The sequence below is a fragment of the Labrenzia sp. R5_0 genome, from assembly GCF_017743835.1.
GTDB classification, from domain to species: domain Bacteria; phylum Pseudomonadota; class Alphaproteobacteria; order Rhizobiales; family Stappiaceae; genus Roseibium; species Roseibium algicola.
Map to the genome: position 1 here is coordinate 318,753 of NZ_JAGHRK010000005.1, position 26,193 is coordinate 344,945.

Here is a 26,193-nt window from a genome sequence, read left to right on the forward strand (position 1 = left end):
GAAAAGGTACGTCTGCGGTCTGTGTCGGCTCCGATGCCAGAGGCTTGCCGACAGATGCCAGACCAAATCTGATCCTACATCTGGTTTGGCAGCAAGAGCACTAGTCCCGGCAGTGTCAGCAAGATGATCAGACGAATGATATCGACCATCCAGAACGGCGTGACACCTTTGAAGATCGTGGCCGTTGGCACGTCGCCGACGACCGCCCGCAACACGAAGACATTCAGGCCGACGGGAGGTGTGATCAGGCTGATTTCGGTTACCACCACGACGATGATACCAAACCAGATCGGATCATAGCCAAGCCCTGTGACGACCGGAAAGAAAATCGGCACGGTCAACAGCAGCATCGACAGGCTTTCGAACACGCAGCCGAGCGCAATATAGATCAGCAGGATCAGCCCCATGACCATCCAGGGCGGTAGATTGTAGGCGGTCACCATGTCGCTAAGTGCGGTCGGCAGGCCTGCGATATTGACGAAGTTGGAGAAGATCCAGGCACCGATCAGAACTGCAAACAGGCTGGCTGCGGTCATCGCCGTTTCACGCAGGGCTTCCAGGGCATCTGCGAGCGACAGGCGTCTGCGGGCGAGCGCAATCAGAAAAGCCCCCATGGCGCCCATGCCGGCGGCTTCCGTCGGCGAGAAGCTCAGGTTGATCGGCGGCACATCGAAAACACCATAGAGCCCGCCGATCACCAGGAAGAACAGCAACAGGACAGCCCAGACATCCTTCAGGGCGGACAGTCTTCCGCTGAGGTTGATGCGTTCCCCTGCCGGACCGGCTTCCGGATCGCGCCAGACCGTGAACTGGACAGCAACCAGATAGAGCACGACACCCAGAAGGCCGGGAATGATGCCGGCGACAAAAAGCTTGCCGATCGAGGTTTCGGTCAGCAGACCGTAAATGACGAGGATCACCGAAGGCGGTATGAGGATGCCGAGCGTCCCGCCGGCGGCAATCGAAGCCGTCGACAGTTTGTCGGCATAGCCGAACCGACGCATTTCCGGCATGGCCACCTTCGACATGGTGGCAGCGGTTGCAAGGGACGATCCGGATATGGCAGCAAAACCGCCGCAGGCAACGATGGTTGCCATCGCGAGGCCACCGCGGAAATGGCCGAGGAACGCGTTGGAAGCGGCATAGAGCTCCCGGCTGATCCCCGCCTTGTTGACAAACAACCCCATGAGGATGAACAGCGGAACGACCGAGAGGCCGTAATCCTGACTGGTATCGATGATCAGACGGGCCGTCATGGAAATCGAGGCGCGGTAGCCCGATTCAATCATGAAGCCGATCATTCCGACAAAGCCCATGGCGAAGGCGATGGGCACTCGCAGCAGGACCAGTACGAGAACCGCTGCAAATCCGAGAAGTCCTTCAAGCATGCCGGGGGCTCATCAATTTCGGTGCGAAAACATGGCCGAGCCCGCGAACAATGAGGACTGCGGCGGTAATTGCCGTGACGATGGAAATGAACCAACCGACATAGTGCAGGGGCAGGCGCAGATATTCCATGACGTCGCCGTAGGAGCGGCTTCGTTCGGCCAGATCAAATACGCGCATGGCCGGGAGGACCAGCATCAGGCCACAAAAGAGATCTGTGAATGCATTACGCCAGCGGGTCAGTCCGGCGCGCTTGAACATGCCATCCGTCAGGTCGACGCAGATGTGGCCATCCTTTGCGGAGACGACCGGCAGAACGGAGAAAACCATGATTGCCATGAGCAGACGCGTCATGTCGGCGGCAACTTCGATCGGCGCATTGAACACCGACCGGAGCACCACGTCGCAGAACGTCATGACCATGAGGACGAACAAGGCAAACGAGGCAAGCAGCGCCGGCAGACTGGCCGCAAACTTGAGTAGACGGGACACGTCCAGATCCTTCAGCTGCGGGCGGTCCGGACGAACCGGACCGCCCGGACTCGTTTAGTTTCCGGCCATTTCCTGCTTGACCATTTCGTAGGCGGCTTTCGCGTCCACCCCGGCTTCCTGCAATTCCGCCAGAACCTTGTCCGTGACTTCCTTGCTGATTTCCTCGAACTTGGCGATGTCATCATCGCTCGCAGGCGTGATCTTCGTGCCTTCTGCGTTTTTGGTCGCTTCATAGGCAATCGTGTCGGACTCGTCCCAGGATGCACCTGCCATCCGGCTCGCGGGCTCACCAAACACTTGCTCGTCCAGGGCTTTCTGGACATCTTCCGGCAGGCTGTCGAATTTTTCCTGGCTCATGATCACGGCAAAGGAGCCGCGATAGAGACCGCCCGGCATGTCATAAAGATACTTGGCCACTTCGTTCAGCTTGAAGCCGACACGCTCGCCGACATTCATCGCAACGGCGTCGGCCGCACCGGATTCCAGCGTTTCATAAACCTTCGGAGCCGGAACGTTGATGCCGATCAGACCGAGCGCGGACCCCACATCGCCGGCAACACCGCCGCCGATGCGCGTCTTCAGGCCGTTCATGTCGGCAAGACTGCTGACTTCCTTGCTGGAATGGATCTGACCGGGACCATGGGTGTTGAGCGAAATGACCTTGACGCCGCGATGCTCGTTCAGGGCAGCGAGGTATTTTTCATAAACGCGCCAATAGGCGACGGATGCGTCTTCTGCGTTGCCTTCATAACCCGGCAGTTCAATCAGCTTCGTCCCGACGAAACGGCCCGGTTGATACCCGTGGAAGATGATAGCCATGTCTGCGGCACCATCGAGAACCAGATCCATCTGGGCTGGCGGCGGGGCGAGGCCAAAGACCAGCTCACCCGACACTTCGCCGCCTGTAGCTTCTTCCATCATGGTGATCAGATTGGCAAAAATGCCGGTATTCACGCTATGGGTTGGCGGCAGCCAGCTGGAAATCTTGAGAACGGTTTCCGCCGAAAGCGCCGAAACGCTGAGGCTCAGTGAAACTGCGGCAGCGCCAACAATCTTGAATAGCGACTTCATCTTCCTCTCCCTTGAATGATGCGTCTGTCTGGCTGGGCTCCTCCGCAGGCCCGAGACCGTTTTTGAATACTTCCATTGATGAGCATGCCTTGTCAATAAATATGAAACTGCATGTATTTTTTGCAATCGACAATAGAAAACACCGTCGCTCCACAATCATTTTCACGGTGGATCAACGCTTCACGAAACTCCGAATATTCTTCTTGATTTCAGATGTTTATCCAGATTTCTCAGCGCACAGCCCGCGTTACGCAGGCAAGGAGTTTACATCCTGGCGAACAATCCACGTGTTGAAGCCCCTCTGCGATATGTGCAAAATCAAATAAATAAAATTGGGCCACCTTTCCATGGTGAGCCAGCCAGTGGCAGGGAGAAACGCATCTTGGACGTTCCATTCAAAACCACCCGCATGCTCAACTTCGGTGATTGCGACATCTCCGGCACAGCCTATTTTCCATCCTATCTGAACATCCTCAACGGTGTGAACGAGGAATTCTGGCTGAAGCTCGGCTATCCATGGCACAAGATTATCTGGGAGGAACGTTGGGGCACTCCGACTGTCCATCTTTCCAGCGACTTCTCAAGCCCTTCCTTTTTCGGGGAAGAGCTGGAGTTCGAAGTAACCGTGAAGCGGGTCGGCCGGTCGTCGGTCACCATGCATCACGAGATCAGTTGCAAGGGAGAGAAGCGCTGGTCGAGCACCCAGGTGCTGGCCGCCAGCGATCTCGACAAGCATTGCTCCATCCCCTGGCCGGATGACGTGAAGGCAGCCCTGCTGGCCTGCATGCCGCAAGATCAAGAAGACAGCTGACAGCTCAGACGCTTCAGAACAAATCGCGTTGGTTTCCCGTCAAACGCGGCTCCCGCTAGTCACCCGAATCTGAAGTTCGTCTCAATTTCCGGCATGCTCCGAACGAACTTCAGATTCAAAAGGGTGACTAGCAAATATATGTTTCTAGTGTGGTTTTCGAATTTGAAATACGCTCTGGCGGTTGCAGCACCAATGAGGCGTATTTCAAATTCACCACACTAGATCGTCAGGGTTCCGACGCTCGCGCCGCCGCAGACATAAAGCGTCTGTCCGGTCACGAAGCTGTTTTCCGGATCGCAGAAGAACAGGAAGGCATTGGTAACGTCCCGGACGTTGCCGATGCGTCCGACCGGGATGCGTTTGGCGAGGGCTTCCTGTTGCGGGCTGTCCTTTTCGACGATGCCCCAGAAGTTGTCGGTCAGGATCGGGCCGGGGGCGACCACGTTGACGGTGATGCCATGTGGGGCAAGCTCCAGGGCCCAGGTGCGCGCCATACCGATCATGCCGGCCTTGCTGGCACTGTAGGCGGTTCGGGTCGGTGCGCCGAGCGCCGCCCGTGAGGCGTTGAACATGACACGGCCGAACTGGCGCGCCTTCATGTTTGGCAAGGCCGCCTGCAGGAGTGTTAAAGCCGATCCCAGGTGCAACTGCGCAAGGCCGGTGATGTCTTCGGGCTTGGCATCCTCGACAAGGTTGGGCCAGATGAGCCCTGCATTATGGATCAGATGAGTGACGTCGAACTCCGCCGCGATCGTGCCGGCGGCAGCGGCCACGGCTTGTGCATCGAGAAGGTCGGCTTCCACCGAGTGCAGGTTCGGGTGAGACTTTTCCGGTGCGGTTCGTGCGACCGACACCACCGTGTAGCCCTGACCGAGAAGCCTTTCGACCAGATCGGCACCAATCCCCTTGTTGCCGCCGGTAACGACTGCCGTAAATTCACTCATTCCGTCACCATCGCCAGAACCCGAAGCGGGCTGCCGGTTCCATTCTTGATTTTCAGGGGAGCCGCAATCAGCACGGCACCTGTCGCGGGCAGCTGATCCAGATTGGCCAGGCATTGCAGGCCGTATTTTCCCGCACCATGCAGAAAGTAGTGAGCGGGGTAGGGCGGCACGTAGTGCGCGCCCTGGCCTGCATCCGTTCCGACGGTCTCGGTACCGAAGCCGCGGATGTTCCGCTCTTCGATCAGAAACCGGATCGCCTCCGGCGTCGGCCCGGGCGAATGCGGTCCGTCGGCGCGCATGTTCAGATAGTCGGCGCCTCTGCGCTTGGACCAGTCGGTGCGCATCAGCACCCAGGCATCTTCCGGAATGCGGCCATGGTCGCATTCCCAATTTGCGATGATCTCGGGCGTCAGTTCGAAGTCGTCGTTCTCCGAAGCGCCTTTCGAACAATCGATTACCACCACAGGCCCGACAAAAGCCTCGACCGGGATCTCATCGACCGAGCCATTCGGCACGTCCTTTCCGGAAATCCAGTGCGAGGGCGCATCGAAATGGGTGCCTGTGTGCTCGCTCATGGAAATGTTGTGCCATTTCCATGCCGGACCACGGTGATCGTAGGCGCTGATTTCCTCCATCCGGAAACGCGCGCACTGACCGAACTCGGGCGGCAGCACAATCACCGGAAAGTCCGGATCGAGCGTGTGGGTCAGATCCACAATCCTGACGGCTCCGGTGGCAAGGCCGGAGACCAGCTGGTTCAGACCGCTCATGCGCCTTCTCCCCCTTGCGTGAGTTCACGTTCCAGGACTTTCGGGTCCCGACGCCAGCGTTCGCGTATCTCCATGGCAACGTCACCGCACCACACGTCTTCAAGCCCCTGCTGCAACCCCGTGACCACAGACCTTGCCAGAGCCGTTGCATTGACCTTGGGTGGCGGCACCGGCTGGGTCCAGTCGTCTTCGTCCGGTCCGGTGAAGACGGTCATCACACGCAGCCCGGACGCACGGAATTCTCCGCGCAGGGACTGCGACAGCGAATAGGCAGCAGCGTTGGAGGCAGAAAAGCAGCCGAAGTCCGGTGTGTTGGACAGGGCGAAGACTGACAGGATATTCACCCAGGCAACCGCCGAGTTGACGCCATCGTTGGTGCGAGCGCACATGCCCGGTCCGAAGGCCTGCGCAAGACGCATCAGACCAAGATAATTGGTCTCCATTTCCTCACGCGCGAAGGCAGTATCGCCTCTTGCCAGAACACCGCCCGGCCGCAGAAACCGGGCATTGTTGACCAGAATATCCGTCTTGCCGCCAATTTCCCCGGCAAGCCGCTCTACCGAAGCGGTGTCTGTGACGTCAAGCGGCAGCACGCTGACCTTTTCAAGCCCGGACAAGAGATCGCGGTTCGCGTGCGGACGCCAGCTTTCGGCCTCGCCGACAAAGACGGTTGAAGCCCCTGCCTCCAGCAGCGACGTCACCAGAGCCGGCGTGTTCGGGTTTCGCAGGTCCGTGATCAGGATGCGCCTGTGTTTCGGGTCGGCTGAAAGGGCACGTATTTGCGGATCGTCTTCCATATTGCTTGTCCTGTCCTTGGGCACTGCCAGCAAAACGCCCTGGCCCGACGCGTCCAGGCGGTTCAACAGTGTAACTTCCTCGCCGCGCTCGCAGTCGCCATGCACATGGCACAGGACCACGGGACCGGCATCCAGTTGCACCGAGCCCATGCGCCAGGGCGTTCTCTCCCGGAAATAGAGATTGATCGACGTGCGGATCCGGGTCTCTGCCAGCAGTGTGCCCGCCGGCGAGATGTCCTGCCATTCCAGCCCCGCCGACAGGCAGCTTCCGCAAACATCCCGGGGCGGATATTGCACCGTGCCGCAGTCGTCACAGACCTGAAGAGCGAAACGGCCTTCCGCCGCAGCCGCGGTCAGGCCGAGAGCCGCGCGGGATCGGGCCTCCGGAGGACGTAATGGAGACTGCGTGCGCTTTTGCGGATCTTTCTTGAGGGGAGGGGAAAGCGGTGTGCTCATGCCGGGCTCCCTGTTTTCACAATGGCCGCACTCGTGCAGACGCCGCGGTCGTAATTGATCATGCCGAAGCCTGAAACCATCGCGGTCGTCGCATCTGCCACCTGCGTGCCTCCGGCGGTACCCAGTACCTGGCGCAGTGCTTCCACGAGGCCGATGAAACCACCCGCTGCCCCGGCCTGACCGGCAGACAGTTGTCCGCCGGAGGTGTTGTGCGGAAAGTCTCCGGAAATTGTCAGGTCCCGGTTTCTGACGAAATCCGGGCCGCCGCCCTTGTCGCAGAAACCGAGATCCTCGATCTGCATCATCGAAATGACGGGATAATCGTCATAGGTCTGCAGGAGATCGATGTCGTCCGGCGAGCACTCCGCCATGGCGTAGAGTTCTTCGACATCGAGCGTCCAGCCGCCACGCAGTTGCACGGGATCCTCGGCATGGGCGTTGTGGCGCTCGATTGTTCCCCCGATCACGGCATAGGGCAGGTTCCGCCGCTCTGCCTCTTCAATGGACATGACGAGAAAACACTCGGACCCGGCGCAAGGCATGACACAGTCGAACAGGGCAATCGGATCGGCGATCGGGCGGGCGTCGAGATATTGCTCAAGCGTCAGCGGCTTCTTCATCAGCGCGTTCGGATTGCGCAAGGCATTGGCACGCTGCGCAACGCAGATCCTGCCGAAATCCGCGCGTGTCGCGCCATATTCCTGCATGTAACGGTCGGTCAGAAGCGCGAAATTGGCATTCGGCCCCCCAAATCCGTAAGGGTAGGAGGCATCCTGGGCAAAGCGGGAAAAGCTCGACAGCAGATTTCTGAAGCTGTCGATGTGGTTGGTGTCTCCGGCAACACAGGCCACGATGTCCGCGTCGCCCGCCTGGACTGCACGTGCGGCCCTCCGCAGGGCTACCACACCACTGGCACCACCCATCGGAATATTGTCCAGCCACCTGGGGCACAGGCCCAGATGCTGCGTCAGCCCGACAGCGGTATCCGGAAACAGGGTGAAGCTTGCAACCGAAAACCCGTCAATATCCGCAGGCCTCAAACCAGCGGCCCGAAGGGATCCGCGCAACGCGCTTGCGATCCACCAATGGGCCGTTTCGATGGAGTAACGCTGATAGGGAATTGAAACCGGTGCGGTGACCGCAACGCCCTCATAGCTCTGTCGTTTCCCCATCAACTGGCCTGCCGCTTTTTCATGTGACCGGTGGCGATTGTATCGGGATCGTCCAGAAGCTGCAGGGCCAATTCCTTCAAGGCGGCCCGCTGGATCTTCTGGGTCGGCGTCAACGGCAGCTTGTCGACAAAGGCGATGTAGCCCGGCGCCTTGTAATAGGCCATCTGCTCCAGGCACCAGCGCGTGATCGCCTCGGCCTTGTCTCGGCTCGGGTTCTTCACTTTCAGGCAGGCAAACACCTCGTCGCCGCGCACCGGGTCGGGCACAGGGGCAATACCGGCCGCCTCGATGTCGGGATGGCGCATCAGGATCGATTCCACCTCCACGGCGGCGATGTTCTCGCCCGACCGCCGGATGACGTTTTTCTTGCGGTCGACAAAAAACAGGTTGCCGTCTTTGCCCTGGCGGACGATGTCGCCGGTATGGAACCAGCCGTCTTTCCAGGCCTCATCCGTCGCGGCCGCGTCCTTGTAGTATTCCGAGAAGAAACCGTAGCGCGGATCCGGCCCCGCGTGGCGTACCAGCAATTCACCCTGAACCGCCTCCTTGCCATTGTCGTCGACAAGCCGGCATTCGACGCCCGCGCCTGGCTTGCCGATGCTTGCCTGGGCCACCAGCCGGTCTTCACCCGAGGCGGCGATTACTGCCCCGGCACCGGTTTCCGTCATCGCCCAGGCTTCAACCAGCGGAAAGCCGAAACGGTCCTCGAAGGCAATCTGCAGCTTCGGGTCGACGCCTGCGCCAAAGCCGAAGCGAACCTGATGCGCACGTTCTTCAGGGGAAGGGTCGAACCCCATCAGCATGGACGGCATCACGCCCAGGTAATGCAGACAGGTTGCCCGGGACGCGGCAACGTCCTGCCACCACGCACGCGGGTGAAAGCGATCCAGAACGGTAAGACACCCGCCAACCATGACCATCGCCATAAAGGAATAGGCCATTGCGTTCATATGGAAGACGGGCAGGGGCGTGATCATGCGCTCGCCGTCCTCCGTCAGCGTTGCCAGTCCGCCGACACCGGCATACCAGCGGCCCGCAAGCAGGAAATACGTGTTGGGAAGGACGCAGCCCTTCGGTTTGCCGGTCGTGCCCGAGGTGTAGAGGATAGCCGCCTCGCGGGCCTCGCCTTCCAGCGGCCGGGCGGTGACTGCCTGGTCGCGCGGCCCGGGGACCGGGTCGCCGGGGGCAATCACGGCCGCCTTGATGCCGGCAGCGGCAACGGCGGCCTCAAGTTCCTTGTGGCGGTCTTCGATCGATATGACCAACGCCGGTTCGGAGTGGCCGATGAGATATTCAAGCTCCGCAGCTCTCAGGTCCGGATTGACCGGCACAACGGAGCCGCCGATCCGGTTTACCGCGAGCCAATGCAGGAAGAACGTGGGCCGGTTTTCCAGAAGCAGGGCAACACGCATGCCTTCACCATAGCCAGCCTGCATCAAGTCCCGCGCAAGCGCGTCGACTTCCTGGCGCGCGGTGCCATATGTCAACTCGCCGGGCGGTATGCCGTAGATGTCTGCAGTGCCGAGCAAAACGTTCAGAAACGGCCGGTCCGGAAATTTCTCCGCTGTTGCAGCAAAGGCCTCATAAACTGTTTCAACTGTCATGGCTGTCATGGCAGCAACTGAATATTGCCGAAGGCGGCGTCGCAATTGAGGATGTCGACCCGCTTGTTGGCGATCCTGATCTCGCCATCGACCACCTTCAGTTCGTGCGTTGCCGTCAGCGCCAGCAGGAACTGCTCGTCCAGGCGCGTTTCGACATAATGCATGGATGTGTTGGTGACGATCCTATCCCCGTCCATCTTGTCGATGAAGGGCCGCTGGATGACATGGTGACAACGGCTCTTGGGCTTCTGGCTGAAGGTTCTGGCCCCGTTCAGCCGTTCCACGCGCAAGCGCAGCATGAACATGTCCTCGTAGAGCAGGGATGTCACCAGATGCGGATCGGTCTGCTTGTAGTCGAGCGGCATCCAGTAGTGGCCGTCTTCCAGCCACAACGACAGCCATTCACTGTAGCGGCCCTCGTCCAGCATTCTTGCTTCGTCATAGATGAAGTCGATGACCTCTTCCCTGGAAACCGCCATCACGCATTCTCCATCGTAGCTGTCATGAATTTCACCCAGGCATCGAACTGGTTGCGCATCTGCCGTTCCGTGGTGCCGTTTTCCACGGCCTCCTCGCCAAAGTCTTCCTCTTCGGTTCTGAGGCGCTGAACGTTGACCCATTCCATGCCGTTGGACATGAGGCCCTCCTGCGCGCGTTCGTACATTTCCAGATCGTCGTGGCCGACCATCGATGTCGGAGCGTTGATCATCCGGTTGTACATGGCGGTGCGCGCCAGAAGTTCGTCCGGCGCCCCGACCAGACGGTAGATGTAGCTTTCGACCAGTGTCTTGTCGGGCCCCAGCGGAATGAAATTGCGCAGCTGCTGGATCGGGCCCTTGATCATGATATTCGGGAAATAGACGGTGTTATGCCGGTTCTCGCCGAGAATTTCCTTCGCGCGCTCCTCGCCGTGGGTTTCGCTCAAGGCCTCGAAATAGCCAGGTATCGCGGAATAGTCGGAATGGATCGAGTGATGCACGCCGGTATGCCCGTGCCCGTTCGGCCAGGTACGAATGCCCATGTTCTCGAAGAACTCGTAGGGCGACATGAAGGGCGCGATGATCTCCATCGCGGGCGGACGCGGTTCTGGGTTGCCCATCTCCTTCCAGATGTTCACAGCGGTTCCGGCGGAGCTTTCGTGGGCGACCATCGGGTGGCAAGTGTCGGTCTGGTTTTCGACCAGCATCTTCCAATTGCACTTGTGCATGTAGCGCAGCGGCGGACCGGCGATCTCAAGCCGTCCTTCCGGCGAGCGGTCGACCATGTTGTCGATGGAACTCAGGCTGTCGCCGAAGTAATCCTCGAAGCTGATGCCTTCGGCAGCCAGGCGGGCAAAGACGAAACCGCGATAGTTCCGCACCGCTCCGACAGCCGTCATGCCCTTGGCATTCTCGGTGTTTTCGAAGCCGGTGTTCTCGTACCCCTTCTTCAGCGGGATCGCGAGCAGGCAGCCGTCCGTCTTGAACGACCAGGCGTGATAAGGGCACCGGAAGAACTTGCCCGTGTTGCCTTCCCGGTCGATCGCGATCTTGGTGCCCTTGTGCGGGCAGCGATTGTAAAGAACGTGAATTTCGCCATCGGAGTGACGCACCTGGATGACAGGCTGGTCGCCGATCTGCGTGGTGAAATAGTCACCCTTGTTTGGGGTCTGGCTGTCATGGCCGACAAACACCCAAGTGTTTGCGAACAGATGCTGCATTTCCAGCTTGTAGATTTCCGGGCTCGTGTAGACGTCCCGATGCACCTGCGGCCCCGTGAACAGAGCGGCGATTTGGCTGGCCGTTTGCATGCTGGCTCCTCCCTGGAATGCGAAACCCTAAAGATCGAGGACAAGTCGCGCGGATTTCGCGCGGCTGACACAAATCTGCATGACCTTTCCCGATGCCTTTTCGGCATCCGACAGCACGACGTCGCGGTGATCGGGTGTACCGCTGATCACATCCGTCTGGCAGATGCCGCAGTCGCCGCGCTGACAGTCATACATGACGTCGAGGCCGGCATCTTCCAGTGCCTGGATGATGGTCTGGTCCGGGGCGACTGTCACAACCTGTCCCGTGCTGTGTACCTCCACCTCGAATGCCGCATCGCCGGACTGCGCCTGGGGGGCGGTGAAGAGTTCAACATGAACGGCCTCTTCCGCCAGTCCGGCTGCGGTCGCGGCAGCGCGTGCGGCATCGATCATTCCCTTCGGGCCGCAGATATAAAGATGCGTTCCGGAGGGCTGGGCTTTCATCAGTGCGGCCAGATCGAGTGGGTCCGTGTCGTCAAGGTAAAAACGGGCACTGTCACCGAAAGCGTTCTTCAGCTTGTCGGCAAAACCCATCCGCGCAGCCGAACGTGCAGAATAATGCAGCTCGAAAGACCGGTCCTGCGATTTTAGCCGGGTCGCCATCGAAATGAGCGGCGTGATGCCGATGCCCCCGGCCAGAAGCAGGACGTGCGGAGCATCTTCGGCAAGCGGGAAGTCGTTCTTCGGTTCTCTGACGGAGATTGTTTGGCCTGCGCTCAGGGCATGCATGGCCTTGGAGCCCCCCTGGCCGCTCTCTTCCCGCTGAACCGCGACCGTATAGAGGTCATCAGTCTCCGGCCAGTCGATCAGGGAGTACTCCCGTTCGCCCAGAGGGCCGAGATCGAATTTGACATGCGCACCGGGCTCATAGCCCGGCAATGACCCGCCGGCTTCCGCCCGAAACCTGAAAACACGAATCTGATCGGTTTCCGGTTCTACACCTTCAAGAACAAGTTTCACCGCAATGCCTCCTCCTGTAAAAAATATGAAATTTCATATAAAATGAGTCAAGCCTCTTTTTTTCCCGATCTGTCCGGGATAAATGACACTTTGAAAACAGGTGCATAGTTGGAGGGGGTGTTGACCCTGACGCCGGAAAAATTCGTTTCTTCTTACCTGCTGTACCTGCTGGCAGCATCAAGCGAAGCGGCAAGCCACCAGTTTCACCTCCGTGTGCGCGAGTTGGGCCTGCGCGTTCCGGAATGGCGGGTTCTTGCCTGCCTTTACGATCAGGACGGACTGATGATCACGCAGCTGGCGAAATACTCCCTTCTGGAGCAATCCAGAATGACGCGTATTGTCGATCAGATGGAAAAGCGTGGTCTGGTCGTGCGCAAGAGCGACAAGGGCGACGGCCGCCGCGTCCGCGTTCACCTGACCGACGCCGGGCAGAAGCTGAGCTCCGAAGTGGTCGAAGAGGCAAGGGAACACGAAAGAACCCTGCTGTCTGCCTTGAACCAATCGGATGCGGACCGGATCAAGCCGTCCCTGGAACGGCTGCTGGCTTCCCTCAACAGCTGGAACAGCGCCAACGAATAGGCGTCTGGCACTGGTTGTTCTTGTTGTGACGGACGACGGCAAAGCACATCAGGATCGCTGGCAGTCTCGCGGTGCGTCTTCTTCAGCCCCGCCAGCGCCTTGACGCCAATGGCCGCAATAGCCGTCTTGCCTGGCTGTCATTCTGCCCATTGCCCACTTAACCCACCGCAATCGCCTGGCTCTGCGTGCACTGCAGTTCCGGTTGCGGTTGGCTGCTGCTGCACAACAGTCCATTTTATCCTTGAGTTGATGGCCGGCTGAAAGCTCGGCCCGAACGACAGATGCCGCGCTTCCGGTTCAATTCCCGACGAACCCCGCACGCACCCGAACAATTCCCTGAATGGATCGGCACACCCAGCTCGCTGCAGCTTCTTTGCTGTTGGCTCATTGTCTGCAGGGCCTGCGGGGCCTGCGGGGCCTGCGCTAGCGCCTTCCAGCCATACACCGGGAAGAACAGAGCTCTTGCTTCTAAAAATCATATGTGAATATAGTATTCACATAAGAAATTGGGAGGAGCCATGGAAACGTCATTCGCACCGACGGTCGGGATCGACAGCACGCTGCCGAAGGATATGCCGGCGGCGCATGCGGCCATCCCGGTCTGGAATTCGGAAAACTGGTTTTACGAAGACTGGCAGCCGGGGCATTGCATACGCTCCCTGCGTCGGACCATCGCCGAAGGCGAAAGCCACCTCTTCAACACGCTGGTCGTCGACATTCACCCTTATGTGCAGGACCAGATGTTCGCAGAAACGGAAGGGGTCTTCGGCAAGAGACTGGTTGCCGGAGCGTTCGTCTTCTCCGCAGGCCTCGGCCTTGTCGCCACGAACTGCGTCAACGCGTTTTCCTATGGCTACGACAAGCTGCGCTTCATCAAGCCGGTCTTCATTGGCGACACGATCTATACGGTCCGGACAAACCTCGACAAGAAGCCGAAATACGAAGAGATGGGCCTCATTCGGGCGTCCTACGAAGTCTTCAAGGGGGCAGGGGAACTCGTCCTCTACTGCGAGCATCTGCAAACCGTGAAATACCGCAATCCGGCCGCCCATGCGGACCGGACAGAACCTGAAAACCGGGCCTGAACCGACATGAACTCCACTTCAGAACTACCGCTCGCCGGGATCACCGTGCTCGACATGAGCCAGTTTCTCTCCGGTCCCTATGCCACCTTGCGCCTGCAGGATCTTGGCGCGCGCGTTATCAAGATCGAACGGCCGGGCTCCGGAGACCTGTCGCGCAGCCTCTATCTGAGCGACACGGAAATCGGCGGGGATTCGACCATCTTTCACGCCATCAACCGCGGCAAGGAAAGCCTCGCCGTCGACTTGAAGAAGCCGGAGGACATAGACCGTCTCAAGCGCCTGATCGCCAAGGCCGACGTGCTGGTCCAGAATTTCCGGCCGGGCGTGATCGAACGACTGGGCCTCGACTTCGAGACCGTACGGGCAATCAATCCGGGTCTGGTCTACGGCTCGATCAGCGGTTACGGGGAAGACGGCCCATGGGTTGCCCGCCCAGGGCAGGACCTGCTTGCCCAGGCCCGCTCGGGCCTCATGTGGCTCAGCGGCAACGATGGTGACGGCCCGGTACCGATGGGACTTGCCGTCGGCGACATGTTCGCAGGGGCTGCCCTGGCGCAAGGCCTTCTTGCAGGCCTCGTGCGACGCGGTGTTACCGGCAAGGGCAGCCATGTCCAGACCAGCCTTCTCGAAGCGCTGGTCGATTTCCAGTTCGAGGTTCTGACCACTTATCTCAACGACGGAAGGCGCATGCCGAAACGGTCCGGTTTCCGCAACGCCCATGCCTATCTCTCCGCGCCTTACGGGGTGTATGAGGCAAAGGACGGGTACATTGCGGTTGCCATGACGCCGATCCCGAAACTGCGTGACCTGATGGAACTGCAAGCTCTCGAGCCCTATTGCGGCGATCCGGCGGTCTGGTTTTCCGAACGCGAGACGATAAAAAAGCTGATCGCAGGTGCGATTGCCGAACGAACGGTCGACGACTGGATGTCCGTTTTCGAACCCGCCGACATCTGGTGTGCGCCGGTGCTCGATTGGGACAGCCTGCTGGAAAGCGAAGGGTTCAACGGACTGGACCTGCTGCAGCGCGTCGAGCGTGAAGACAATGTCTCGATCCTGACAACCCGCTCCCCGTTGAGAGTGAACGGCGCCCGTCCGAAAATTGCCCGGGCTGCACCGCGTGTGGGCGAACACACGGCTGCGATCGAAAAGGAGTTCGGCCTATGAGCGCCGTTCGCCTGAAAGGAATGACCTGGAGCCACCCGCGCGGCTACGAGCCCATGGTTGCCTGCTCGAAGCTCTGGGAAGAGCAGACGGGCGTCGGGATAGACTGGGGCAAGCGCTCGCTTCAGGACTTCGAATCCTACCCGGTCGAAGATCTCGCGCGCCAGTATGATCTGATCGTCATCGACCATCCGCACGTTGGCGAAATCACCACGCAGAACTGTCTCGCTCCACTCGACAGACACGGGGACCCGCAAAACCGGCAGGCCGTCGCCAATGGCAGTGTCGGCGGTTCTTATGAAAGCTATTTCTGGGAGGGCCACCAGTGGGCCTATCCGATCGACGCCGCCGCGCAGATCCAGGCCTATCGGTCAGACCTCGTCCGCGCGGCACCCACACGCTTCGATGAAGTCCTTGAACTGGCGGAAGCGGGCAAGGTGCTGATCCCGATGCGCCCGCCCCATTCGCTGATGACCTTCTTCACCCTGTCGGCAAACCTTGGAACACCCTGCACGACGACAGGACCGGGCGAGCTTGTTTCGGTTGAGAACGGCGCACCGGTCTATGAGCTGATCTCGCACCTGATGCGACACGTTCCTGACCGGTGCTATGGCATGGATCCGATCGCGGTCTTTGAGGAGATGTGCAAGACGGACAGCCCGATTACCTGTGTTCCCCTGATCTACGGCTACGTCAACTACGGTATCGAAGGCTTCAGGCCGAAACGCCTGTCCTTTGCCGATATCCCTGCTGCCGGCGACAACGGCCCGACGGGCTCCGCACTTGGCGGCACCGGCATTGCCGTTTCCGCGTTTTCGAACCATGTCTCGAAGGCTGCGGACTTCGCTCTCTGGATTGCAAGTGGCCCAGTGCAGCGCGGGCCTTTTGCAGCTGCCGGTGGCCAGCCTGGTCATGCGGACGGCTGGTCTGACGAGACCGTCAATGAAGCGACAAATGGCTTTTACCGCAACACCCGCCGGACCCTGGACAACGCCTGGGTCCGTCCGCGCCACAAGGGCTACATGGCCTTTCAGGCAGCAGCATCAGAACGGCTGAACCTGGGCCTGCAAGGTGGTGAGACAGCGCAATCCGTCATCGGCGACATCAATGCGCTTTTCGCCGGGAGTTTTGAGTAAGCCCTTCCAAGACAATACGTCTGCGGACAACCGTCCAAACGCGCCTCCAATCACATTGGGGGCGCGGTTCAGTTGGTCAAAGCTGCCAGATACGTTTTGCGTTTCCGGACAGCAGCTTTGTACGCTCATCCTCGCTGACGTCTTCCAGCAGGGCGTGGGTCGCAGCAACCCATGCCAGCAAGCCGCCACCGAGCGTGCAGACCGGCCAGTCACTGCCCCAGACAACACGGTCCCAGCCGAATGCCTGAATGGTGTGCTCGGCCCAGGGGCGCAGGGTCTCGGCAATCCAGCTTTCAGGATCGGCATAGGCTACGATCCCGGAGACCTTGGCGCAGACATTGGGGCGTTTTGCGAGTTCCGCAACCCGCTCCTGCCAGGGCTGGCGTTCGTCGGCGGCGATATCCGGTACACCGCAATGATCCAGTATGAAGGTGACGTCGGGAGCCAGATCGACAAGCTCCATTGCCCGCTCAAGCTGGCGGGGCAGGACGCAGAGGTCGAAGGTGAAGCGCGTGCCGCCAAGGCGCTTCAGGTTTTCCCGGAATAAAGGCTGATCGGACAACTCGTCCGGCATGACGTGCAACACACGCCGGAAACCCTTCACAAGCTCATTTGCCTGCTGCCGCTCCAGATAGGCTGCAAAGTCTTCGCCCTCGGGACGACAAGAGGCAATTGCCCCCTTGATGAGGCTGTCGGGCCGGTTTGCCAGAGTGCCGACATACCCTGTCTCAGCTTCGATGAGGGGTTCAGCGACATCGACCTCCATATGAAGCGTGGTCGAAATGCCTGCGCGCCGCGCATCACGGGCATAGGTCTCATATGTCCAGTCCCGATTGAGCGGTTCGACACCCGCCAGCCACGGATAGTCCAGAGCCGACCGGTCTATGACATGAAGATGGGTGTCGACGATCATGCTGCTCCTCCTCGCAAATAGCCGGACAATCCTTCCACAGGAAAATAGATTATTCAAATAAGAATTTATTCGGCCGATTTGCCGTCCGTTCCGGTCAGTTCCGACAACTGTCGCGCGGTCCTGGTCAGAAGTTCCAACGTCCCGGTGATGTCGGGGGCCTGCGGGGTGTTCACAAGCGTGATGAAAGGAACAGTCAGCGCCGCGATGGCCCGTCCGTCCGGGCTCAGGATCGGAGCGGACAGGTTGTAGACACCGGCAGTCTGGAGGCTCGGCATCATTTCGTAGCCGCGTTCCGAAATCTGGTCGAGCCGGTCGAAGAACTCCTTCTCGACGGTCGGATGTTCGGTGCTACGGGAATATTCGTTGATCATCATCAGACGTTCCTCTTGTGGCCTGAAGGCCAGAAGAACGTGACCGGATCCGGTGTCGTAGAGCGAAATATTCGAGCCGACGCGGATTGAGATCCCCCAGTAGCTCGGCGCCTCCTGCTGCGCGACGACGACAACCGATCCACGGTCGAAGACGGAGAGCTGGTTTGCCTGGAGCGTCTTTTCCGCAAGGTCTCGCATGAAGGGCGTTGCAAAGGAAACAAGACGGCGGACTGGCGCATGGGACTGCGCCAGACCGAAGAGCTTGAGCGTCAGCGAGTAGCGGTCACCGTCGATCCTTGTGACGTAACCCCGACGCACCAACCGGTCCAGCATGCGGTAGAATTCGTTGGGGCTGCGGCCGAGATGCTTGGCGATCTCCGCCTGGGTCAATCCGCCGTCAATGCCTGCAAGAAGTTCAAGAATATCGAGCCCCTTGTCGAGGGCGGGCGCCCGGTATCGATCCTCTTCCTGTTCCATACTTTTCTCCGTGAAGTGCAATATTCATATACGCACACCCTTCTCGAAAAACAAACAAGAATGCGCTGGAGCAGCTTGACCATAAATGAAGAGCATGTTTGTATATAAATGAACCACTCATTAGTGAGTTGTTTGGGCGGGCACCCGCCTTCTTTGAAAGTCTCGGGAGGAGGCTCATGAAAAATCTATTGGCCGGCGCGTCCGCCGGCGTTATCGCTCTTTTTGCCGTTGGCTCTGCGCTCGCGCAGGATCTGCCGGGCAAGTTTGACGGGGTCACGATCGATGCCAAGCTGATCGGTGGCCAGCAGTACGAAAAGCTCTATGCGCGCATCGGCGAATGGGAGGCGGCGACGGGGGCCAAGGTCAACGTCATCTCCAAGAAGAACCACTTCGACCTCGACAAGGAGATCAAGTCGGACATCGCCGTGGGTGCGTTGAACTGGTGTGTGGGTTCGAACCACTCATCCTTCGCGCCCCAGTATCCGGGCATCTACACCGACCTTGCAGCACTGCTGCCGAAGGAAGAAATCGACGCCTTCGTCGATGCCAACATCTCCGCCTCGACGCTTGACGGCAAGCTGGTGATGCTGCCGCGCGCCCAGTTCGATGTTTCCGCGCTCTATTACCAGAAGAGCCTTTATGCGGACGAAGACAACAAGGCGAAGTTCAAGGAAAAATACGGCTACGACCTGACGCCGCCGGACACCTGGCAGCAGGTGACCGATCAGGCCGAGTTCTTCGCCAATCCGCCGGACTTCTACGGCACGCAATTTGCTGGCAAGGAAGAGGCCATCAACGGCCGTTTCTATGAAATGCTGCGCGCGGAAGGTGGCGAATACCTGGATGCCGATGGCAAGCCTGCGTTCAATTCGGAAGCCGGTGTGCGTGCGCTCAACTGGTTCGTGGATCTCTACAAAGCGAAAGCCGTTCCCGCCGGTACGACCAACTATCTCTGGGACGACCTGGGCCAGGGCTTTGCTTCCGGCACGGTTGCCATCAACCTGGACTGGCCGGGCTGGGCAGGCTTCTTCAACGATCCGGGTGCTTCCAAGGTGGCCGGGGATGTCGGTGTCGTTGCACCGCCCAAGGGCTCCTCGGGTGCCCGGACCGGATGGTCGGGACATCACGGTTTCTCCGTCACCGAAAACTGCGAGAACAAGGAAGCCGCAGCTTCCCTCGTCTGGTTCCTGACCAATGAGGACAGCCAGAAGCAGGAAGCAGCCGGCGGACCGTTGCCGACGCGCGACGCCGTCTGGGACTGGGTAATCGCGGAAGCCTCCGACGACCCGTTCCGCAAGGAAGTTCTGCAGGCCTTCCAGGAAGCCGCCAAAGGCGCTTACCCGGTTCCTCAGTCTCCCTCCTGGATCGAGATCTCCAACGCGGTCTATCCGCAGCTTCAGGCTGCCATTCTCGGCGACAAGACGCCCCAGCAGGCACTTGACGATGCAGCGGCCGAGGCCACCGAAATCCTGCAGGATGCCGGAGAGCTCTAAGCTCGCTCAAGGACAGGCGCGGCCCTGCCGCGCCTGATCCCGCCGGGTTTCCCGCGCGCGACATTCGCGGGTCGGCTAGCTCCTTTCGTAAAACGATATGAGGATAGAATGAGAGGCTGGAAGCCCGCGCCGCATGTGCTTCTGCTGCTGCCGGCGTTTATCGTCCTGGCGGCAGTGGTGGTCGTGCCACTCCTGTTGTCACTGTATTCAAGTTTCACGCCGTTCCGCCTGACCCGGCCGGACACGATCTATACGTTCATCGGCTTCCGCAACTACGTGCGGCTTCTGACGGACATGGATTTCTGGATCGCCTTCGGCCGCACGGTGCTGCTGCTGACCTTCGCGCTCAACCTGGAAATGCTGCTCGGCCTCGGCCTGGCGCTGCTTGTTGAAAAGGCCACACGCGGACAGCGGATCCTGCGCACCATCATGATGTTTCCCATGATGTTCTCGCCGGTTCTGGTCGGCTTCCAGTTCAAGTTCATGTTCAACGACAACATTGGCGTCGTGAACAACGCCCTGCAATCGCTCGGGCTCACGGATATCGCCATTCCCTGGCTGATCGACGGCCAGCTTGCCTTCATTTCCATCCTGATCGCGGAAATCTGGTCGTCCACCGCGGTCTTCGCGATCTTCATTCTGGCGGGCCTGATGGCCATGCCGCGCGAGCCGCTGGAAGCGGCCAAGGTGGACGGGTGCACCTCGTGGCAGAGCTTCCGCTATGTCACCTGGCCCTTCATCATGCCCTTTGCCTATATCGCCATGACCATCCGCTCACTCGACATCGCGCGCGCCTATGACATCGTCAAGATCATGACCGATGGCGGCCCTGCCGGGCGTACCGAGATCCTCTGGACAATGATTGCCCGCACCGCCTATTCCGACGCGCGCATGGGGCTGGCCAATGCCATGGCCTACATCGCCATTCTTCTTTCAATCCTGTTCACGGCGGTGTTCTTCCGGCAACTCGCGAAGGCCCGCCAGCAGATCGGCGCGGAGTGGTGATCATGGACGAGAATACCGCACATCGCCTCAAGGGCCGTTTCCTGAAGGCCGGCCACCTGATCGGACTGTTCCTCGCCATGACGATCATCTGTCTGCCGGGGGTCTGGATCGTTCTTTCCTCGCTCCGCCCGACGGTCGAGATCATGGCCAAACCGCCGGTCTGGATCCCGCGCGAGCTGTCGTTCGACGCCTATGTGGCAATGTTCTCCGGCGTTGGCCAGGGCGGCATTCCGGTGCTGGAGTATTTCCGCAATTCACTGATCATCTCGGTCACCTCGACCGTGATTGCCCTGGCGGTCGGCATGGCCGGTGGTTACGCGTTTGCGCGCTACCGGTTCCGCGGCAAGTCGGCCATTTTCCTCGGCTTCATGCTTACGCGGACCGTACCAGGCATTGCGCTGTCACTGCCGCTGTTCTTCGTCTATGCCAAGATCGGCATCATCGACACCCACTTCGGTCTGATCCTTGCCTATGTGGCACTCAACGTGCCCTTCACGGTCTGGCTGATCGACGGTTTCTTCCGACAGGTCCCCCGGGATCTTGCGGAAGCGGCCCAGATCGACGGCTGCACCCGGTGGCAAGCCTTCTGGCAGGTTGAATTTCCGCTGGCGCGTTCAGGCATCGCCTCCGCCGGCATCTTCGCCTTCCTGATTTCCTGGAACGAATTCGCGCTGGCATCCCAGCTCACCCGGTCGACCAATTCCAAGACGCTGCCGGTCGGTCTGCTGGATTACACCGCCGAATTCACCATCGACTGGCGGGGCATGTGCGCGCTGGCCGTGGTCATGATCATTCCGGCACTCACCCTGACATTCATCGTACAAAAACACCTCGTCTCCGGCCTCACCTCCGGCGCAGTGAAGGGATAGACATGGCTACCGTCTCTTTGAAAAACCTGGTCAAGAAATACGGGCAACTGGAGGTCGTTCATTCCATCAACCTTGAGGTCAAGGACCGGGAGTTCATCGCGCTGGTCGGCCCGTCCGGCTGTGGCAAGTCGACCTCGCTCCGCATGATCGCCGGGCTGGAGGACATCTCGGGTGGCGAAATTCACATCGGTGACCGGGTGGTCAACGACCTGCCGCCGCGCCAACGCAACATCTCCATGGTCTTCCAGTCCTATGCGCTCTACCCGCATATGACGGTTGCAGAGAATATGGGATTTTCACTCAAGATCGCCGGAAAATCCCAGGCGGAGATCGATGCGGCGGTTGCGGAAGCGGCGCGCACGCTCAGCCTCGAGGCCCTTCTGGAACGACGGCCGTCCCAACTTTCCGGCGGCCAGCGCCAGCGTGTTGCCATGGGCCGCGCCATCGTGCGCAATCCGGATGTGTTCCTGTTTGACGAACCGCTTTCCAACCTTGATGCCAAGCTGCGCATGCAGATGCGCACGGAGATCAAGAAACTGCATTCCAAGGTCCAGTCGACGGTCATCTACGTGACCCACGACCAGGTGGAAGCCATGACCCTGTCCGACCGGATCGTGATCATGCGCGACGGCCATATCGAACAGGTCGGCACGCCGGAGGAAGTCTTCCAGCGTCCAAGGACCCGCTTTGTCGCCGGGTTCATCGGTTCGCCGACCATGAACCTGCGCGAAGCGGTCATCGACGATGGCAAGCTCGCCTTCGCAAATGGCGCCAGCCTTCCGCTGCCGATGCAATTCCGGAACGCGGTCAGCGTTGGCCAGAAAGTCGTGTTCGGCCTGAGACCGGACGATTTGTATCCGGCGGGACATGGCCTGCATTCCGGCGAGGCCCATGATGTGCACACGACGCAGGTGCCTGTCTCGATCACCGAACCGCTCGGCAACGAGACCCTGGTCTTTGCAGAGTTCGCTGGTGAGGACTGGATTGCGCGCATGCTCAACCCGAAGGCGCTGCACACCGGTGACAAGATCGATCTCAGTTTCGACCTCAGCCAGGCACATCTCTTCGATGCCGCCACCGAACAGACCTTGAGGAGCTGAACGCATGGCACGGATTGAAAAAGTCGAACTGCGCATGGTCGACCTCGTTCCGAAGGTCAAGCGAACCGATGCGATCCAGAGTTTCGTCAGCCAGGAAACTCCGATCGTCACGATCACCGATGCGGACGGTGCGACGGGCACAGGCTACAGCTATACGATCGGCACCGGTGGATCGTCGGTCATGCGGCTTCTTGCGGACCATCTCGCCCCGGTTCTGATCGGCCGTGACGCAGACATGATCGAGGGCATCTGGCACGAACTGGAGTTCTTCACCCACGCCACCACGATCGGCGCCATTTCCTCCATTGCGCTTGCCGCCATCGACACGGCCCTCTGGGACCTGCGCGCGCGCAAGATGGGGCTGCCGCTCTGGAAGCTGGCGGGTGGAGCCAAGGACCGTTGCCCGTTGTATACGACCGAAGGCGGCTGGCTGCACATCGAAACCGAAGCCCTGGTCGAGGATGCTCTTGCGGCCAAGGCAAAGGGCTTTACCGGATCGAAGGTAAAGATCGGCCGCCCGCATGTCTCCGAGGACTACGAGCGGCTCGCCGCCGTGCGTGCCGCCGTCGGTGACGGTTATGAGATCATGACCGACTGCAATCAGGGCTTCACCGTCGATGAAGCCATCCGGCGCGCCGACCGCCTGCGGGACCTGGACCTTGCCTGGTTCGAGGAACCGCTACCCGCCGACGACATCGGTGGCCATGTGCGCCTGTCGCAGAGAACCTCGACGCCGGTCGCTGTCGGCGAGTCGCTCTATTCGATCCGGCATTTCCGGGAATACATGCAGGCCGGAGCGTGCTCTGTGGTGCAGGTCGATGCCGGACGCATCGGCGGCATCACCCCCTGGCTGAAGGTTGCCCATGCTGCGGAAGCCTTCGACATGCCGATCTGTCCGCACTTCCTGATGGAGCTGCACGTCAGCCTGACCTGTGCCGTGCAGAACGGCAAATACGTCGAGTACATTCCGCAGCTCGACGAACTGACCAATAGCCGCATGACAATTGAAAACGGCCATGCGCTCGCACCCGTCGAACCGGGCATCGGTATCGATTGGGACTGGGACGCAGTGCGCGGAAAGAGCATTCCCGAGTTCACCAGCACAATCACCCGGCAGGAGGCGTAGGTCATGCAGCGCATGGGCATGGTGATCGGTCTCGAGCCGGAGAAAGTTGCCGAATACAAGCGGCTGCACGCTGCGGTCTGGCCGGAGATCCTCGACATGATCTCCAATTGCAACATCCGGAATTATTCCATCTTCCTGAAGGAGCCGGAAAATCTGCTCTTCGGCTACTGGGAATATCACGGCACGGACTTTGAGGCCGACGCGGCGAAGATGGCCGCCGATCCGAAAACGCAGGAATGGTGGGACGTCTGCATGCCCTGCCAGAAGCCGCTCGACACCCGAAAGGACGGCGAGTGGTGGGCGATGATGGAAGAGGTCTTCCATCATGACTGAAGCTTTCGATCCGGCCAGCCTTTCCCAGGACTGGCCAAGGCCCGCCAATCCACGCCCCATCGTGACTTTCGGCGCAGGCTCCATCGTCGGTGATGCCCATTTCCCCGCTTACAGGAAAGGCGGCTTTCCGATTGCGGGACTTTATGACCCGGATGCCGGCAAAGCGCAGGCTCTGGCGGATCAATGGGGCATCAAGGCCTTTGCCAGCGCGGAGGAAGCAGCCAGTGTGCCGGGCGCGGTCTTCGACCTTGCCACCCCGCCGCAGGTACATGCAGATATCCTCGGCCTGCTTCCGGAAGGGGCCCCGGTGCTGATCCAGAAGCCCATGGGCAGCGACCTGGACCAGGCAACGGATATTCTCAGGATCTGCCGCGACCGCAAACTGATCGCCGCCGTCAACTTCCAGCTCCGCTTCGCACCGATGATGCTCGCCCTCAAGGACGCCATCGCCAAGGGCTGGCTTGGAGAAGTTGTCGATTTCGATGCCTGGCTGGCTCTCGCCACGCCCTGGGAGCTCTGGGCCTTCTTGAAAGGACTGCCCCGGATCGAGATCACCATGCATTCGATCCATTATCTCGACCTGATCCGGCAGGTGCTTGGGGACCCGAAAGGCGTGCACGCGAAATCGCTCGGCCATCCGTCCCATGAAATGGCCCAGACCCGCACCAGCGCCATCCTCGACTACGGCGACAAGGTGCGTTGTGCGCTCTCCATCAATCACGATCACAAGTTCGGCCGCCGGCACCAGGCTTGCGAGTTCCGAGTGTGTGGCACGGAAGGCGCTGCCTATCTGCAGCTTGGTGTCAATCTCGACTATCCGAACGGCGAACCGGACATCCTGGAGATCCGCCCCAAGGGTGGAGACGAGTGGATCCCCGTCCCCCTGAAAGGGGCCTGGTTCCCGGACGCTTTTGTCGGCCGCATGGCAAATCTCCAGCGCTTTGCGTCCGGCGAGGACGCCGAGCTGGTGAGTTCGGTCGAAGACGCCTGGAACACGATGGCTCTGGTGGAAGCGGCCTATGCCTCCTCCACGTCCCCTGCAACTCCACTCGCACAAAGACCATAAGTCATGGAACAAACGACCTATTTCGAAGACTATGAGCTCGGCCATGAGCGCATCACCTATGGCCGCACGATTACCGAAACCGACTTCGTGGTTCACGCAGGCCATACCGGAGACTTCTTTCCGCATCACATGGACGCAGAGTTCATGAAGACCCAGCCCTTCGGTCAGCGGATTGCCCACGGCACCATGGTGTTCGCCATCGGCGTCGGCCTGACCGCCAGCGTCATAAACCCGGTTGCCTTCTCCTATGGCTACGACCGGATGCGCTTCGTGAAGCCGGTTTTCATCGGAGACACCATCCGTTCGCGCGTGACCATCGTTGCCAAGGACGATGACCCGAAACGCCCGGCATTCGGCCGCGTGGTCGAACGGACGGAAGTTCTCAATCAAAGCGACGAAGTGGTTCTCGTCGCCGATCACATCCACATCGTTGAACGAAAGAACAAGCCCGCCTGAGGGGCAGATGGAGCCGACATGACAGACTGGGTGAAGGACAAGACCGTTCTGGTGACAGCCGCGGGACAGGGGATCGGACGCGCGACGGCGCTCGCCTTTGCCGCCAGGGGCGCGAAGGTTGTGGCAACGGACATCAACGAAACGGCCCTTTCCGAACTCGAAGGATCAGCAGGGATCGAAACCCGTCGCCTCGACGTTTTGAAGGATATGGACGTACAGACCGTCGTTGCCGAAACCGGCCCGGTGGACGTCCTCTTCAACGGGGCGGGTTTCGTTCATGCAGGCTCGATCCTTGACATGAAAGACGAGGACTTCGACTTTGCGGTCGACCTCAACGTGCGCTCCATGATCCGGACCATTCGGGCGGTGCTGCCTGCAATGCTGGAACGGGGAGGCGGCGCCATCATCAACATGGCATCCGTCGCAAGTTCCATGAAAGGCGTGCCGAACCGCTTCGTCTACACCACCACGAAAGCGGCCGTGATCGGCCTGACCAAGGCGGTTGCCGCCGATTTTGTGGCGCAGAACATCCGTTGCAACGCGATCTGCCCGGGCACGGTGGAAAGCCCTTCGCTGCAGGACCGTCTGCGCGCCCAGGGCGACTATGAAGCCGCCCGGGCCGCCTTCATTGCACGCCAGCCGATCGGCAGGATCGGTACGCCGGAAGAGATCGCTGATCTCGCGGTTCATCTTGCCAACGCGACCTATACCACCGGGCAGGCCTATGCCATCGACGGCGGCTGGACCATCTGACATTTCATCGAGGAC

Annotated in this window: 27 protein-coding genes; 14 read left to right on the forward strand and 13 right to left on the reverse strand. The window is 60.0% G+C overall.

Annotation, left to right across the window (positions count from 1 at the left end):
- Positions 1 to 74: 74 nt before the first annotated feature.
- From J7447_RS24840 to J7447_RS24850, 3 genes are read right to left on the reverse strand one after another with little or no spacing between them, the layout of a single operon-like run.
- Positions 75 to 1,388, reverse strand: coding sequence for a TRAP transporter large permease (locus J7447_RS24840; protein ID WP_023001304.1), 1,314 nt, complete (start codon positions 1,386 to 1,388; stop codon positions 75 to 77).
- Positions 1,381 to 1,878 carry a TRAP transporter small permease subunit gene (locus tag J7447_RS24845; RefSeq protein WP_023001305.1) on the reverse strand — a complete coding sequence of 166 codons (498 nt, stop codon included), beginning with the start codon at positions 1,876 to 1,878 and terminating at the stop codon, positions 1,381 to 1,383. The genes J7447_RS24840 and J7447_RS24845 overlap by 8 nt, the downstream gene beginning before the upstream one ends.
- Before the next feature lie 54 nt (positions 1,879 to 1,932).
- Positions 1,933 to 2,949 (reverse strand): TRAP transporter substrate-binding protein, encoded by a 1,017-nt coding sequence (locus J7447_RS24850; RefSeq protein ID WP_077294514.1) that lies wholly within the window; start codon positions 2,947 to 2,949, stop codon positions 1,933 to 1,935.
- Between the two features lie 382 nt (positions 2,950 to 3,331).
- On the opposite strand from J7447_RS24850, the gene J7447_RS24855 reads away from it, so the two are divergent.
- On the forward strand, positions 3,332 to 3,760 hold the full coding sequence (locus J7447_RS24855) for a thioesterase family protein (RefSeq protein ID WP_031269446.1): 429 nt from the start codon (positions 3,332 to 3,334) through the stop codon (positions 3,758 to 3,760).
- A 218-nt stretch (positions 3,761 to 3,978) separates the two neighbouring features.
- Here J7447_RS24855 and J7447_RS24860 read toward each other — a convergent pair whose 3' ends face one another.
- The 8 genes from J7447_RS24860 to J7447_RS24895 are packed head-to-tail and all read right to left on the reverse strand — an operon-like array spanning position 3,979 to position 12,252.
- Positions 3,979 to 4,704, reverse strand: a complete 726-nt coding sequence (locus tag J7447_RS24860; protein ID WP_077294511.1) for an SDR family oxidoreductase — start codon at positions 4,702 to 4,704, stop codon at positions 3,979 to 3,981.
- Positions 4,701 to 5,474 (reverse strand): cyclase family protein, encoded by a 774-nt coding sequence (locus J7447_RS24865; RefSeq protein ID WP_209171271.1) that lies wholly within the window; start codon positions 5,472 to 5,474, stop codon positions 4,701 to 4,703. The genes J7447_RS24860 and J7447_RS24865 overlap by 4 nt, the downstream gene beginning before the upstream one ends.
- The gene (locus J7447_RS24870) at positions 5,471 to 6,727 is read right to left on the reverse strand and encodes an SDR family NAD(P)-dependent oxidoreductase (protein ID WP_209171272.1); all 1,257 of its coding nucleotides are present in this window, start codon (positions 6,725 to 6,727) and stop codon (positions 5,471 to 5,473) included. The genes J7447_RS24865 and J7447_RS24870 overlap by 4 nt, the downstream gene beginning before the upstream one ends.
- A complete protein-coding gene (locus J7447_RS24875; protein WP_152507933.1) occupies positions 6,724 to 7,899 on the reverse strand; it encodes a thiolase family protein in 1,176 nt (391 codons plus the stop codon). Before J7447_RS24875 ends, J7447_RS24870 begins: the two co-directional genes overlap by 4 nt.
- Positions 7,899 to 9,512, reverse strand: a complete 1,614-nt coding sequence (locus J7447_RS24880) for an AMP-binding protein (protein ID WP_209171273.1) — start codon at positions 9,510 to 9,512, stop codon at positions 7,899 to 7,901. Before J7447_RS24880 ends, J7447_RS24875 begins: the two co-directional genes overlap by 1 nt.
- A complete protein-coding gene (locus tag J7447_RS24885) occupies positions 9,509 to 9,982 on the reverse strand; it encodes an aromatic-ring-hydroxylating dioxygenase subunit beta (RefSeq protein ID WP_023001313.1) in 474 nt (157 codons plus the stop codon). Before J7447_RS24885 ends, J7447_RS24880 begins: the two co-directional genes overlap by 4 nt.
- Positions 9,982 to 11,292, reverse strand: coding sequence for an aromatic ring-hydroxylating dioxygenase subunit alpha (locus J7447_RS24890; protein ID WP_023001314.1), 1,311 nt, complete (start codon positions 11,290 to 11,292; stop codon positions 9,982 to 9,984). Before J7447_RS24890 ends, J7447_RS24885 begins: the two co-directional genes overlap by 1 nt.
- Positions 11,293 to 11,319: 27 nt before the next feature.
- A complete protein-coding gene (locus tag J7447_RS24895) occupies positions 11,320 to 12,252 on the reverse strand; it encodes a PDR/VanB family oxidoreductase (RefSeq protein WP_209171274.1) in 933 nt (310 codons plus the stop codon).
- 117 nt (positions 12,253 to 12,369) lie between these two features.
- Here J7447_RS24895 and J7447_RS24900 point away from each other — a divergent pair, with 117 nt between their 5' ends.
- The 4 genes from J7447_RS24900 (at position 12,370) to J7447_RS24915 (ending at position 16,216) form a co-directional block, all read left to right on the forward strand.
- Entirely contained in the window at positions 12,370 to 12,831 is a 462-nt protein-coding gene (locus J7447_RS24900) for a MarR family transcriptional regulator (RefSeq protein WP_286133830.1), read from the forward strand.
- A 518-nt stretch (positions 12,832 to 13,349) separates the two neighbouring features.
- Complete coding sequence (locus tag J7447_RS24905) at positions 13,350 to 13,916, forward strand: MaoC family dehydratase (RefSeq protein WP_152507928.1); 567 nt, start codon at positions 13,350 to 13,352, stop codon at positions 13,914 to 13,916.
- A gap of 6 nt (positions 13,917 to 13,922) precedes the next feature.
- Entirely contained in the window at positions 13,923 to 15,083 is a 1,161-nt protein-coding gene (locus J7447_RS24910) for a CaiB/BaiF CoA-transferase family protein (RefSeq protein WP_209171275.1), read from the forward strand.
- Positions 15,080 to 16,216: a carbohydrate ABC transporter substrate-binding protein gene (locus tag J7447_RS24915; RefSeq protein WP_209171276.1), complete on the forward strand. Its 1,137-nt coding sequence runs from the start codon at positions 15,080 to 15,082 to the stop codon at positions 16,214 to 16,216. The genes J7447_RS24910 and J7447_RS24915 overlap by 4 nt, the downstream gene beginning before the upstream one ends.
- 76 nt (positions 16,217 to 16,292) lie before the next feature.
- On the opposite strand, the gene J7447_RS24920 is transcribed toward J7447_RS24915, so the two are convergent.
- Both J7447_RS24920 and J7447_RS24925 read right to left on the reverse strand, forming a co-directional pair.
- A complete protein-coding gene (locus tag J7447_RS24920) occupies positions 16,293 to 17,129 on the reverse strand; it encodes an amidohydrolase (protein WP_209171277.1) in 837 nt (278 codons plus the stop codon).
- A 65-nt stretch (positions 17,130 to 17,194) separates the two neighbouring features.
- The gene (locus J7447_RS24925) at positions 17,195 to 17,977 is read right to left on the reverse strand and encodes an IclR family transcriptional regulator (RefSeq protein ID WP_023001321.1); all 783 of its coding nucleotides are present in this window, start codon (positions 17,975 to 17,977) and stop codon (positions 17,195 to 17,197) included.
- Between the two features lie 176 nt (positions 17,978 to 18,153).
- Here J7447_RS24925 and J7447_RS24930 point away from each other — a divergent pair, with 176 nt between their 5' ends.
- The 9 genes from J7447_RS24930 (at position 18,154) to J7447_RS24970 (ending at position 26,178) form a co-directional block, all read left to right on the forward strand.
- Positions 18,154 to 19,470: a sugar ABC transporter substrate-binding protein gene (locus J7447_RS24930; RefSeq protein WP_023001322.1), complete on the forward strand. Its 1,317-nt coding sequence runs from the start codon at positions 18,154 to 18,156 to the stop codon at positions 19,468 to 19,470.
- A 108-nt stretch (positions 19,471 to 19,578) separates the two neighbouring features.
- Positions 19,579 to 20,475, forward strand: coding sequence for a sugar ABC transporter permease (locus J7447_RS24935; RefSeq protein ID WP_152507923.1), 897 nt, complete (start codon positions 19,579 to 19,581; stop codon positions 20,473 to 20,475).
- Positions 20,476 to 20,477: 2 nt separating this feature from the next.
- A complete protein-coding gene (locus tag J7447_RS24940; protein WP_031269448.1) occupies positions 20,478 to 21,344 on the forward strand; it encodes a carbohydrate ABC transporter permease in 867 nt (288 codons plus the stop codon).
- Positions 21,345 to 21,346: 2 nt separating this feature from the next.
- Positions 21,347 to 22,444: a sn-glycerol-3-phosphate ABC transporter ATP-binding protein UgpC gene (gene ugpC / locus J7447_RS24945; RefSeq protein WP_023001325.1), complete on the forward strand. Its 1,098-nt coding sequence runs from the start codon at positions 21,347 to 21,349 to the stop codon at positions 22,442 to 22,444.
- Between the two features lie 4 nt (positions 22,445 to 22,448).
- Entirely contained in the window at positions 22,449 to 23,570 is a 1,122-nt protein-coding gene (locus J7447_RS24950) for a mandelate racemase/muconate lactonizing enzyme family protein (RefSeq protein ID WP_023001326.1), read from the forward strand.
- Between the two features lie 3 nt (positions 23,571 to 23,573).
- Entirely contained in the window at positions 23,574 to 23,903 is a 330-nt protein-coding gene (locus tag J7447_RS24955; protein WP_209171278.1) for an L-rhamnose mutarotase, read from the forward strand.
- Complete coding sequence (locus J7447_RS24960; RefSeq protein WP_209171279.1) at positions 23,896 to 24,969, forward strand: Gfo/Idh/MocA family oxidoreductase; 1,074 nt, start codon at positions 23,896 to 23,898, stop codon at positions 24,967 to 24,969. The genes J7447_RS24955 and J7447_RS24960 overlap by 8 nt, the downstream gene beginning before the upstream one ends.
- Before the next feature lie 3 nt (positions 24,970 to 24,972).
- A complete protein-coding gene (locus tag J7447_RS24965; protein WP_055661060.1) occupies positions 24,973 to 25,425 on the forward strand; it encodes a MaoC/PaaZ C-terminal domain-containing protein in 453 nt (150 codons plus the stop codon).
- An 18-nt stretch (positions 25,426 to 25,443) separates the two neighbouring features.
- Positions 25,444 to 26,178, forward strand: a complete 735-nt coding sequence (locus tag J7447_RS24970) for an SDR family oxidoreductase (RefSeq protein WP_023001330.1) — start codon at positions 25,444 to 25,446, stop codon at positions 26,176 to 26,178.
- The last annotated feature ends 15 nt before the right edge of the window (positions 26,179 to 26,193 follow it).

Bases quoted from the DNA above. Each gene is read 5' to 3' on its own strand.
- J7447_RS24865 (WP_209171271.1), bottom strand. From the start codon at position 5,474: ATGAGCGGTCTGAACCAGCTGGTCTCCGGCCTTGCCACCGGAGCCGTC.
- J7447_RS24875 (WP_152507933.1), bottom strand. From the start codon at position 7,899: ATGGGGAAACGACAGAGCTATGAGGGCGTTGCGGTCACCGCACCGGTT.
- J7447_RS24840 (WP_023001304.1), bottom strand. From the start codon at position 1,388: ATGCTTGAAGGACTTCTCGGATTTGCAGCGGTTCTCGTACTGGTCCTG.
- J7447_RS24935 (WP_152507923.1), top strand. From the start codon at position 19,579: ATGAGAGGCTGGAAGCCCGCGCCGCATGTGCTTCTGCTGCTGCCGGCG.
- J7447_RS24950 (WP_023001326.1), top strand. From the start codon at position 22,449: ATGGCACGGATTGAAAAAGTCGAACTGCGCATGGTCGACCTCGTTCCG.
- J7447_RS24910 (WP_209171275.1), top strand. From the start codon at position 13,923: ATGAACTCCACTTCAGAACTACCGCTCGCCGGGATCACCGTGCTCGAC.
- J7447_RS24860 (WP_077294511.1), bottom strand. From the start codon at position 4,704: ATGAGTGAATTTACGGCAGTCGTTACCGGCGGCAACAAGGGGATTGGT.
- J7447_RS24955 (WP_209171278.1), top strand. From the start codon at position 23,574: ATGCAGCGCATGGGCATGGTGATCGGTCTCGAGCCGGAGAAAGTTGCC.
- J7447_RS24965 (WP_055661060.1), top strand. From the start codon at position 24,973: ATGGAACAAACGACCTATTTCGAAGACTATGAGCTCGGCCATGAGCGC.
- J7447_RS24925 (WP_023001321.1), bottom strand. From the start codon at position 17,977: ATGGAACAGGAAGAGGATCGATACCGGGCGCCCGCCCTCGACAAGGGG.
- J7447_RS24850 (WP_077294514.1), bottom strand. From the start codon at position 2,949: ATGAAGTCGCTATTCAAGATTGTTGGCGCTGCCGCAGTTTCACTGAGC.
- J7447_RS24890 (WP_023001314.1), bottom strand. From the start codon at position 11,292: ATGCAAACGGCCAGCCAAATCGCCGCTCTGTTCACGGGGCCGCAGGTG.
- J7447_RS24930 (WP_023001322.1), top strand. From the start codon at position 18,154: ATGAAAAATCTATTGGCCGGCGCGTCCGCCGGCGTTATCGCTCTTTTT.
- J7447_RS24970 (WP_023001330.1), top strand. From the start codon at position 25,444: ATGACAGACTGGGTGAAGGACAAGACCGTTCTGGTGACAGCCGCGGGA.
- J7447_RS24960 (WP_209171279.1), top strand. From the start codon at position 23,896: ATGACTGAAGCTTTCGATCCGGCCAGCCTTTCCCAGGACTGGCCAAGG.
- J7447_RS24905 (WP_152507928.1), top strand. From the start codon at position 13,350: ATGGAAACGTCATTCGCACCGACGGTCGGGATCGACAGCACGCTGCCG.
- J7447_RS24880 (WP_209171273.1), bottom strand. From the start codon at position 9,512: ATGACAGCCATGACAGTTGAAACAGTTTATGAGGCCTTTGCTGCAACA.
- J7447_RS24920 (WP_209171277.1), bottom strand. From the start codon at position 17,129: ATGATCGTCGACACCCATCTTCATGTCATAGACCGGTCGGCTCTGGAC.
- J7447_RS24915 (WP_209171276.1), top strand. From the start codon at position 15,080: ATGAGCGCCGTTCGCCTGAAAGGAATGACCTGGAGCCACCCGCGCGGC.
- ugpC (WP_023001325.1), top strand. From the start codon at position 21,347: ATGGCTACCGTCTCTTTGAAAAACCTGGTCAAGAAATACGGGCAACTG.
- J7447_RS24940 (WP_031269448.1), top strand. From the start codon at position 20,478: ATGGACGAGAATACCGCACATCGCCTCAAGGGCCGTTTCCTGAAGGCC.
- J7447_RS24885 (WP_023001313.1), bottom strand. From the start codon at position 9,982: ATGGCGGTTTCCAGGGAAGAGGTCATCGACTTCATCTATGACGAAGCA.
- J7447_RS24870 (WP_209171272.1), bottom strand. From the start codon at position 6,727: ATGAGCACACCGCTTTCCCCTCCCCTCAAGAAAGATCCGCAAAAGCGC.